General features: G+C 67.9%; 7 protein-coding genes. 3 read left to right on the top strand and 4 right to left on the bottom strand.

Going from position 1 to position 10,389, the window contains the following annotated elements; translation table 11 throughout:
- Positions 1 to 4: 4 nt before the first annotated feature.
- The 3 genes from A5699_RS08025 to A5699_RS08015 all read right to left on the bottom strand — a co-directional run bounded on the left by A5699_RS08025 (position 5) and on the right by A5699_RS08015 (position 4,374).
- Entirely contained in the window at positions 5 to 1,831 is a 1,827-nt protein-coding gene (locus A5699_RS08025; RefSeq protein WP_067767973.1) for a phosphoenolpyruvate carboxykinase (GTP), read from the bottom strand.
- Positions 1,832 to 1,987: 156 nt separating this feature from the next.
- A complete protein-coding gene (locus A5699_RS08020; protein ID WP_197508228.1) occupies positions 1,988 to 3,478 on the bottom strand; it encodes a hypothetical protein in 1,491 nt (496 codons plus the stop codon).
- The gene (locus A5699_RS08015; RefSeq protein ID WP_231965645.1) at positions 3,475 to 4,374 is read right to left on the bottom strand and encodes a hypothetical protein; all 900 of its coding nucleotides are present in this window, start codon (positions 4,372 to 4,374) and stop codon (positions 3,475 to 3,477) included. The genes A5699_RS08020 and A5699_RS08015 overlap by 4 nt, the downstream gene beginning before the upstream one ends.
- Before the next feature lie 224 nt (positions 4,375 to 4,598).
- On the opposite strand from A5699_RS08015, the gene trmB reads away from it, so the two are divergent.
- The 3 genes from trmB (at position 4,599) to A5699_RS08000 (ending at position 9,196) form a co-directional block, all read left to right on the top strand.
- Entirely contained in the window at positions 4,599 to 5,396 is a 798-nt protein-coding gene (gene trmB, locus A5699_RS08010; RefSeq protein ID WP_067768089.1) for a tRNA (guanosine(46)-N7)-methyltransferase TrmB, read from the top strand.
- Positions 5,397 to 5,410: 14 nt separating this feature from the next.
- Positions 5,411 to 6,097: an NYN domain-containing protein gene (locus A5699_RS08005; RefSeq protein WP_369806675.1), complete on the top strand. Its 687-nt coding sequence runs from the start codon at positions 5,411 to 5,413 to the stop codon at positions 6,095 to 6,097.
- Between the two features lie 78 nt (positions 6,098 to 6,175).
- Positions 6,176 to 9,196 (top strand): MMPL family transporter, encoded by a 3,021-nt coding sequence (locus tag A5699_RS08000; protein ID WP_067767965.1) that lies wholly within the window; start codon positions 6,176 to 6,178, stop codon positions 9,194 to 9,196.
- Positions 9,197 to 9,214: 18 nt separating this feature from the next.
- On the opposite strand, the gene A5699_RS07995 is transcribed toward A5699_RS08000, so the two are convergent.
- Positions 9,215 to 10,327, bottom strand: coding sequence for an AI-2E family transporter (locus tag A5699_RS07995; RefSeq protein ID WP_067767962.1), 1,113 nt, complete (start codon positions 10,325 to 10,327; stop codon positions 9,215 to 9,217).
- Positions 10,328 to 10,389 lie beyond the last annotated feature (62 nt).

Here is a 10,389-nt window from a genome sequence, read left to right as displayed (position 1 = left end):
GGGATTAGGCCTCTTCGGCCAAACGGTGCTTGAGGGCGTCGAACTCGTCCTTGATGCCGGTGGGCAGCTTCTCGCCGACGAACTCGAACCACTCCTCGATGAGCGGCAGTTCGGCCTGCCACTCCGCGACGTTGACGGCCAGGGCCTCGTCGACGTCGGCGGGATCCACGTCGAGCCCGGACAGGTCGAGATCCGCCGCGGTGGGCACGATGCCGATCGGGGTGCTCTTGCCGTCGGCCTTGTGCTCGATGCGCTCGATGGCCCACTTCAGCACGCGGCTGTTCTCACCGAATCCCGGCCACAGGAAGCGGCCGTCCTCGCCGCGGCGGAACCAGTTGACGAAGAACACCGCGGGCAGCTTGGACTCGTCGGCGTTCTTGCCGATGTTGATCCAGTGCTGGAAGTAGTCACCGACGTTGTAGCCCAGGAAGGGCAGCATCGCCATCGGGTCGCGGCGCACAGTACCGACCTTGCCCTCGGCGGCGGCGGTCTGCTCGGAACCGAGTGTGGCGCCGATGAACACGCCGTGCTGCCAGTCGCGGGCCTGGGTCACCAGCGGGACGGTCGTCTTGCGGCGACCACCGAACAGGATCGCCGAGATCGGCACACCCTGCGGGTCGTTCCACTCCGGCGCCAGCGTCGGGCACTGCGAGATCGGTGTGCAGTAACGCGAATTCGGGTGTGCCGCTTTATCTTCCGACTCGCGGTACCAGTCCTGACCCTTCCAGTCGATCAGGTGGTCGGGGTCGCCCTCCAGGCCTTCCCACCACACGTCGCCGTCGTCGGTGAGGGCCACGTTGGTGAACACGGTGTTGCCGGCCTCGATGGTCTTCATCGCGTTCGGGTTGGAATCCCAGTTGGTGCCGGGCGCGACACCGAAGAAACCGAACTCGGGGTTGACGGCGTAGAGACGACCGTCCTTGCCGAACCGCATCCAGGCGATGTCGTCGCCGACGGTCTCGGCGCGCCAGCCCGGGATCGTGGGCTGCAGCATCGCGAGGTTGGTCTTGCCGCAGGCCGAGGGGAACGCCGCGGCGATGAAGTACGCCTTGTTCTCCGGGGAGATCAGCTTGACGATCAGCATGTGCTCGGCGAGCCAGCCCTCGTCGTGGGCCATCGCCGAGGCGATCCGCAGCGAGTAGCACTTCTTGCCCAGCAGCGCGTTGCCGCCGTAACCCGAGCCGAAGCTCCAGATCTCACGGGTCTCCGGGAAGTGGGTGATGTACTTGGTCTCGTTGCACGGCCAGGGCACGTCCTTCTGGCCCGGCTCCAGCGGCGCACCGATCGAGTGCAGCGCCTTGACGAAGAAACCGTCGTCGCCGATCTTCTCCAGCGCGGCCTTGCCCATCCGGGTCATGGTGCGCATGGACACCACGACGTACTCGGAGTCGGTGATCTCCACACCCAGCTTGGGATCCTCGGCGCCCAGCGGCCCCATGCAGAACGGGACGACGTACATGGTGCGGCCACGCATGCAGCCCCGGTACAGGTCGGTCATGATGCCGCGCATCTCGGCCGGGTCCATCCAGTTGTTGGTGGGGCCGGCGTCCAGTTCCCGCTCGGTGCAGATGAAGGTGCGGGACTCGACCCGCGCGACGTCGGCGGGGTCGGACTGGGCGAGGTAGGAGTTGGGCTTCTTCTCGTCGTTGAGCTTGGTGAAGGTTCCGGCCTCGACGAGGTGGGCGGCCAACCGGTCGAATTCTTCCTCGGAGCCGTCGGCGAATACCACCCGGTCCGGTTGAGTGAGCTCGGCGACCTCCTGGACCCAGGCCAGCAGTCCCTCATGTTTCGTCGGTGCGGTGTCCAGACCCGGAATGGTCGCTGAGGTCATCAAATTCTCCTGCGTAGGTTTGTGTAACCCAAGCCACGTTGCATCGCGGTCACGGCTACCCCTTGGGTAGAGGTTAACGCGGGTGACATACCCAAGGTGAACCAGTGGTATGTCCGATCACTCACAGGAACGATTCAGATCGGCGTTATCGGCCGGTTACTCACCGGTAGCGTCGTTGTAGCCGTACCGGGCCGCCCGGACAGCGGCCAGGGCGCGGCGTAACGGCGGGATACGCCGGTCGCGCTGCGCGGCCGCCCGAGCTGTGGCGATGGCGTGCTCGCGCAGTTCGGCGTCGATGGTGGCGGTCTTCTCGGCCGCTTGGGCGCTCTCGGCCTCTTCCCGGCCGGCCAGCTCGGTGGTGAGCGCGGTTTCGGCGGCCAGCACGCGCGTCGCCACGAGCTCCTCGACCGTCGACCGCAGCGTGGTGGTGATCTCGGTGACCCAGCGGTCCAGCACCGCCCGGTCGTGCAACAGCCCGCGGGTGGCCACGACCCAGATCGCCAGCAACAGGCCGACGACGGCGCCGACCACGAGCCCGGCGACAGCCAACCGCGGCGCAGCACCGGCCAACAACCTGCTGACCGCGACCGCCACCCCGAGCCCGAAGCCGGCGCCGAGAACCAGCATCAACCTGGTCTCGGCGGTGCGGGACTTCAGCGGCGGCGCCGGCAGGGCGGGGGCCGACGCGGCAGCAGCCCTCGGCGGGGTGGGCAGTTCGAGTTCGCCGGCCAGCGCGTGCAGGTGCGTGGTGACGCCCTCGTCGACCTCTCCGACGACCTCGTCGGCGCGGCGGCGGGCATATTCGTCGAACGTCGCGATGCGGCGACGGCCGATGCCGGCCACATCCTCCTGCAGTTCGGTGCGCACCGAATTGCACCGGTTGCGGGCGAAATAACCCAGCTGCACCCGGGCCTGCTGCAACTGGCTGCGCAATGCGATGCTGCGCTCGGTGCGGGTCAGCCGCCGCATCCTGGTCAGTTCGGCACGACGCTCCCGCAACACGTCAACGCGCGCCTGACGGTCAGCCCCCGAAGCGTCGGCCTCATACCGGCTGATCACCGCCTCCAGACGAGTTTCCCAGGCCCGCAACCTGTTTCGCCGGGCGACGTCGGGATCGGCCAGCTGCTCGGTGAGCAGGTCGACCAGGTCGTCGAGCTGCGGCTCACCCAGGTCGGGTGCGGCCGCCACCCCGACCCAGGGCATGTTCCGGTAGTGCGCGTCACGCTCGGCGAGAATCGCGGCGTCGGCATCGCGCACGTCAAGCCAATCCCGGTGAGCATCGATCTTGGACACCACACCGATCACCAGATCGGTGTACCGGGTCGCCAAATCGACCAGCGCACAGTCCGATTCGGTGAGCGGCGCGGAGGCCGAAACCACGAACACCACCGCCGCGGGTGCCTCCCCGGCCACCAACTCGGTGGATTCGACGAACTCGGTCTGTGGCATCCGGTCCCGCAGCGCCGCCATCACGCTGGTCGATCCGGCCAGCCACGGGCCGGAAACGAGCACCACGTCCCGGGTTTGCACCCCCGGGGAGTTCAGTCCGGGATCGATCGCCGCGACCACGGCATCGGCTTCGGCCTCAGCGGCGGCTTTGGCCGCTCGCGCCGCCTCCGGATCCCGCTCGGTGTCCACGTCGGTCATCGCCTGTCGGCCGCCGTCGCGTCCAGCAGTCTCAGCGACCCACGCACGATGTCGTCGGCGCACCGGCGGTGCAGGGCGTTCACCGGCCCGTCGCGGTAGTGCCGCCAGCGCCGGGCCCGGCACAGGTGGTCGACGTGACCATCACCCGTTTCCACCGTGAGGCCCTCGGCCTGCACCACGTCGACGGCCGCGCCCATCATCGCGAGGACTGTGTCGTCGGCCGCCAGGAAGCGGCCCACCGCTTCGCCCCCGATCGCACGCAGCTCCGTCAGCGCCCACCGCGCCCGGCGATACCGCACCGGGGCGGCCGCGGCGTCGATGGCCGTCAGCACCCGGTCGACCTGGCTGAGCCCGCGCAGCACACCGGGCAGGGATGCGGCATCCGCGCCGCGGCTCAACGCCAGCGTGGCATGGGCGATCCCGAACCGGTCCAGCCGCCGCAGCAGCCCGGCGCGCACCTCGACCGGAAGCCGATGCGGCGCGTCGACGAAGGCGTCCGCCGACGTCAGGTCACCAGGCTCGCGCGTCAGCACGCCCAACGCGGCCACCTCGTGCGCCGCCAAGGCCACCGAAGCCAGCAGCGCGACCATCGGCACCACCGGCACCCCAGCCATGTCCTGCAGGCGGCGGGCCCGGCGATGAGCCGTCGCCATCGGTCCGCCCGGGGAGGATCCGGCCAGGTCGGCCTTGTTGAACACCACCACGGCCGGCCGCCCGGCCCGGCTCAATTCGGTCAGCAGCGCGCGGTCCTCGGGTTTGAGCACCTCGGCGATCACCACCACCGCGACCTCACCGGTTGCGGCGATCTGCAGGCCCGCGTCGCCCAGGGCCCCGGTCACGGTGCTGGTACCGACCCCGCGGCGCCCCTGCACCTCGACGGCCACCGGAGCCGTCACTCGCGCACAGATCTCGGCCAACCGCGCATCGCCGGCGCGGTCGGCAAAGCGTGTGAGCTCGTCGGCGAAAATCTGGCAGCCTTCCTGGTGACGGGCGCAATCCGGGGCGTCAGGAAAAATCGTGACACGGCCGCGGCGGACCCGCGAACGGATGTTTGCCTCCTGCCGGCCGGAGGCAACTGTTGGGTATCAATCTCTACCACGATGCGGGCGCGCCGCCCCCGATAAGAGACCATGGACTGATGCACCCGTCCAGGTCCGACGTCGGCGGACCGGCCTCGGCAGATGAAGTAGCCGACGGGCCGGCTGCCCAGCCACACCGTTTCCCCCGGGTGACCAGCTTCCGGACCCGCCGCTCGACGCTGTCGCCGGCGCAACAGGAAACCTGGGACCGGCTGTGGCCTGAACTGGGCCTTCAGGCCCGCGACGACAATTCGCAACCGATCGTCAACCTCGATACCGCGGCCTGGTTCGGCCGCTCGGCACCGGTGATCCTCGAGATCGGTTCGGGTACCGGCACATCCACCCTGGCGATGGCCCAGGCCGAGCCGGATCTCGATGTGATCGCCGTAGAGGTCTACCGCAAGGGCCTGGCCCAACTGCTCAGCGCGATCGACCGCACCGCCCAGACCCCCACCCCGGTCACCAACATCCGCATGGTCCGCGGTGACGGCGTCGACGTGCTGGAGCACATGTTCGGTCCCGAGACGCTGACCGGCGTGCGGGTGTTCTTCCCGGACCCCTGGCCCAAGGCCCGTCACCACAAGCGCCGGTTGCTGCAACCGGCGACCGTCGCGCTGATCGCCGACCGGCTGCGCCCGGGCGGAATCCTGCATGCGGCCACCGACCACGCCGGATACGCCGAACACATCGCCGAGGTCGGTGACGCCGAACCGCGGCTGCGCCGGGTCTCCCCAGGTGCGGATCTGCCGATCTCGACCGAGCGCCCGGTCACCAAGTACGAGCGCAAAGCCCTGGCCGGCCCCGACGTCACCGAGCTGGTGTGGGAGAAACGGCCATGAGTGTGACCGAAGACATGCACGACGCGTCCGCGCAGGTCGAGGAATCCGATTCCGCCACACCGGCCACCCCGCCACGCCGGGTGCTGCTGGTGTGGGACGCCCCCAATCTGGACATGGGGCTGGGCGCGATCCTGGGCGGTCGACCGACCGCCGCACATCGCCCCCGCTTCGATGCGCTGGGCCGCTGGCTGCTCGGCTACACCGCGGATCTGTCGGCCGCAAAGGGCGACGACGCGGCCGTCTCCCTGGAGCCCGAGGCCACCGTCTTCACCAACATCGCCCCAGGTAGCGCCGATGTTGTGCGGCCCTGGGTGGAAGCGCTGCGTAACGTGGGGTTCGCCGTCTTCGCCAAGCCGAAGATCGACGACGACAGCGATGTCGACAGCGACATGCTCGACCACATCGCCCTACGTCGCAGTGAAGGGCTCGCGGCGGTCCTGGTGGCGTCGGCCGACGGGCAGGCGTTCCGGCAACCGCTGGAAGAGATCGCCCGGGAGGGCACTCCGGTGCAGGTGCTCGGATTTCGCGAACATGCGAGCTGGGCGCTAGCGTCGGATACCTTGGAGTTTGTCGATCTGGAGGATATTCCCGGTGTGTTCCGGGAACCGCTGCCACGGATCGGCCTGGACTCGCTACCCGAGCAGGGAGCATGGCTGCAACCGTTCCGGCCGCTGTCATCGCTACTGACCGCGCGTGTGTGACAACTGAAGACCCTCGTCCAGTCGAAGCGCGGGTCACCAAAAGTTTTAGAGCGAAGTATCAAAGCGTTAGGAGCCTAAGTGTTCGCCTGGTGGGGTCGAACGGTGTACCAGTTCCGGTACATCGTCATCGGTGTCATGGTGGCGCTATGCCTCGGTGGCGGCATCTACGGCGCCGACCTTGGAAAGCGCGTCACCCAGAGCGGTTTCTACGACGAAGGCAGCCAATCGGTCCGGGCCTCGCTGCTGGCCGACGAAGTGTATGGCCGTGACCGGACCAGCCACATCGTGGCGATCCTGACGCCTCCGGACGACAAGCTGGTCACCGACAAGGCATGGCAGAAGAAGGTCACCGGCGAGCTCGACAAGGTCGTCGAGGACAACCCGGATCAGATCGTCAGCTGGGTCGGCTGGCTCAAGGCGCCCGACGTGGCGGGCCTGGCCGCGATGAAGACCGAAGATCAGCGGCACACCTTCGTCAGTATTCCGCTGCAGGGCGACAACGACGACGACATCCTCAAGAACTACCAGGCCGTCGAGCCCGAACTCCGGGCGATCAACGACGGCAACATCCAGCTGGCCGGGCTCAACCCACTGGCCAGCGAGCTCACCGGCACCATCGGTACCGATCAGAAACGCGCCGAACTGGCCATCGTCCCGCTGGTGGCCGTGGTGCTGTTCTTCGTGTTCGGCGGCGCGGTGGCCGCGGCTCTGCCCGCGATCATCGGTGGTCTGACCATCGCCGGCGCGCTCGGCATCCTGCGGTTCACCGCGGAGTTCGGCCCCGTCCACTTCTTCGCCCAACCCGTGGTGACGATGATGGGCTTCGGTATCGCCATCGACTACGGCCTGTTCATCGTGAGCCGGTTCCGAGAAGAACTCGCCGAAGGTTATGACACCGCGGCCGCAGTACGAAGATCGGTGATGACCTCGGGCCGCACCGTGGCCTTCTCCGCGGTGATCATCGTGGCCTCCTCGCTGCCGCTGCTGCTGATCCCGCTGGGCTTCCTCAAATCGATCACCTACGCGATCATCGCCTCGGTGCTGCTGGCGGCGTTCCTGTCGATCACGGTGTTGCCCGCGACGCTGGGCATCCTGGGCGCCAACGTCGACGCGCTCGGGGTGCGCACGCTGCTGAAGGTGCCGTTCCTGGCCAACTGGCCGTTCTCGCGCCGGATCATCGACTGGTTCATCGAAAAGACCCAGAAGACCATGACCCGCGAAGAAGTCGAGAAGGGCTTCTGGGGCCGGCTGGTCAACGTGGTGATGAAGCGTCCGATCGCCTTCGCCACGCCGATCCTGATCGTGATGACCCTGCTGGTGTTGCCGATCGGCTCGCTGACCCTCGCCGGCATCAGTGAGAAGTATCTGCCCCCGGACAACTCGGTGCGCCAGTCGCAGGAGGAGTTCGACAAACTGTTCCCCGGGTTCCGCACCGAGCAGATCACGTTGGTGATGCAGCGGGAAGACGGCGAGCCGATCACCGACGCGCAGATCGCCGACATGCGGGCCAAGGCGCTGACGGTTTCCGGTTTCACCGATCCGGACAACAACCCGGATTCCATGTGGAAGGAACGTCCGGCCACCGACAGCGGCTCCAAGGACCCGTCGGTCCGGGTGATCCAGAACGGTCTGGTCAACCGCGGCGACGCGGCCACCAACATCTCGGATCTGCGTGCGCTGCAACCACCGCACGGCATCGACGTGTTCGTCGGCGGCACACCGGCCCTGGAACAGGATTCGATCCACAGCCTGTTCGACAGATTGCCGCTGATGGTGACCATCCTGGTGATCACCACCACGATCCTGATGTTCCTGGCGTTCGGATCGATCGTGCTGCCGATCAAGGCCGCGTTGATGAGCGCGCTCACCCTCGGTTCCACCATGGGCATCCTGACCTGGATGTTCGTCGACGGCCACGGCTCGGGCATATTGAACTACACCCCGCAGCCGCTGATGGCACCGATGATCGGTCTGATCATCGCGGTGATCTGGGGTCTGTCCACCGACTACGAGGTGTTCCTGGTCTCCCGCATGGTGGAGGCCCGTGAACGCGGTATGTCCACCGCCGAGGCCATCCGGATCGGTACCGCGACCACCGGCCGCCTGATCACCGGCGCCGCCCTGGTGCTGGCCGTGGTCGCCGGCGCGTTCGCGTTCTCCGACTTGGTGATGATGAAGTACCTGGCCTTCGGTCTGCTGATCGCACTTCTGTTGGACGCCACCGTGATTCGTATGTTCCTGGTGCCGGCCATCATGAAACTGCTCGGCGACGATTGCTGGTGGGCGCCGCGCTGGATGAAGCGGATCCAGGAGGCGATCGGCCTCGGCGAGACCGAGCTGCCCGACGAGCGCAAGCGTCCCGTCATGCAGGATTCCGGGGAAGACCCGCGCGCCCTGGCCGGCGTCGGGCGCGGGCCGCCGCCACCGCCGCGGCCGCACGACCCGACCCATCCGGCGATCGAGCCCATGCGTCCTCCCATGCCGCGTACCAATGCGCCCTCGGCGGCGGGCACGGCGCGGATCACGCCTCCGCAGAATGTCCCTCAGCGGCGGCCCGATCCGGAACCGGAACCGGAACCGGCCACCACGCGGTTCGCCATGGCCCGCAACGCCGTACGCAACGCAGTGAACAGCGCGGTCAACACCGTCAACACCGCCACCGGTAACAGCAATGCCAACGCGAACACCCGCACCGAACGCACCGCAGCCCCGACGGCACGGCCGAGCAGCGGTCCGGCGGCCGGGCCGCAGCGGGAAGATCGGGAGATCGAATCATGGCTGGGTGCGCTGCGCGGTGGACCCACGACCGGTGGGCCGGCCAACGGCACCCCGCCCGGGCCTCCTCCGCCGCCGGGACCGCGGCCGTCGACCGACGCGACGCGTGCCATGCCGCAGCCGCAGCAGCGACCGCCCGCCGGTGGGGAGAACGCCCCGACGACGGCATTCAACGCGCAGCGTCCGGGTCCGACCCCGCCGCCGGGCCCACGCGAGCAGGATCCGTCGACGCAGAAGTTCACTGCCCATGACGACGACGAGCCGCCACGGCGTGGCGGTGGGATGAGCGCCCAGGATCTCCTGCGCCGCGAAGGCCGGCTCTAGGGCCTTCGCGGTCGACCGCTACTCCTCGATGACGACGCCCTCGGATTCCTCCAATTGGGCCTCCACGTCTTCGGGGTTCTCCGCCAGCAGGATGCGCGTGGCGCTGTTGATGAAGGCCACGGTGGGCACCGCGAGCAGCGCGCCCACGATGCCGGCGAGCACACCGCCGGCGGCGATGGCGAGCACGACCGCCAGCGGATGGATCGACACCGCGCGGCCCATCACCAGCGGTTGCAGCACGTGCCCTTCCAGCTGCTGCACGGCGATGATCAGACCGAGGGTGATCAGGGCGTAGATGAAGCCCTTGGCCAGCAGTGCCACCACCACCGCGAGGAATCCGGCGACCACCGCACCGACCAGCGGGATGAACGCACCCAGGAACACCAACGAGGCCAGCGGCAACGCCAGCGGGATGCCCATGATGGCCAGGCCGGTGCCGATACCGACCGCATCGACGAGGGCCACCAGGAATGTGGCCCGCATGTAACCACCCAGCGAATGGAAACCGGCCCTGCCGGCGTCGCGGACCCGCTCCCGCACATGGCTCGGGAACACCTTGGTGACGAAGGCGAAGATGTTGCGGCCGCCCTGCAGCAGGAAGATCAAGGTGAACAGCACCAGCAGGGCACCGGTGAGCAGTTCGGTCAGGGTGCCCGCGGTGGACAGCGCTCCAGTGGTGAGCTTCTCCTGGTTGCGCTGCAACGCCTCGATGGCGGTGTTGCCGGCCTGGTCGATCTGCTCCTTGCTCAACTGCAGCGGACCGTTGATCAGCCAGTTACGCACCCCGTCGATGCTTCGGGTCACCTGCTCGACGAGTTGCGGTGCGCCCTCGATGAATTGGGAGATGACGAAGCTCAGGATGCCGCCCACCACCGCGAAACTGGCCAGCAACACCAGAGCCACCGCGGCGCCGCGCGGCGCCCCGCGACGGTCCATGAAATCCACCGCGGGTAGCAGCAACGCCGCCACCATGGTCGCCAGCGCGACCGGCACGACGATCACTTCGAGGTGCTTGACCAGCCATAGCAACGCCACAATCGCGGCCAGAATGACCAACAGGCGCCATGACCAAGCGGCAACCTTGCGGACGAACGGCGTGACGGCCTCATCAGCAACGGGATCCGGTGACATGTCGGTAGCGTAATGCGGCGCGCCGTCAGAACCGGCGATGTCGTGATTACCTGCACGGTTAC

The sequence above is a fragment of the Mycobacterium sp. E802 genome, from assembly GCF_001666875.1.
Lineage (GTDB): Bacteria > Actinomycetota > Actinomycetes > Mycobacteriales > Mycobacteriaceae > Mycobacterium.
This window is presented reverse-complemented; position numbering and strand designations above follow the sequence as displayed.

What these genes read in the sequence shown, in the direction of transcription:
- A5699_RS08020 (WP_197508228.1), bottom strand. Translation starts at nt 3,478, where the DNA reads ATGACCGACGTGGACACCGAGCGGGATCCGGAGGCGGCGCGAGCGGCC.
- A5699_RS08025 (WP_067767973.1), bottom strand. Translation starts at nt 1,831, where the DNA reads ATGACCTCAGCGACCATTCCGGGTCTGGACACCGCACCGACGAAACAT.
- A5699_RS07995 (WP_067767962.1), bottom strand. Translation starts at nt 10,327, where the DNA reads ATGTCACCGGATCCCGTTGCTGATGAGGCCGTCACGCCGTTCGTCCGC.
- A5699_RS08005 (WP_369806675.1), top strand. Translation starts at nt 5,411, where the DNA reads ATGCACGACGCGTCCGCGCAGGTCGAGGAATCCGATTCCGCCACACCG.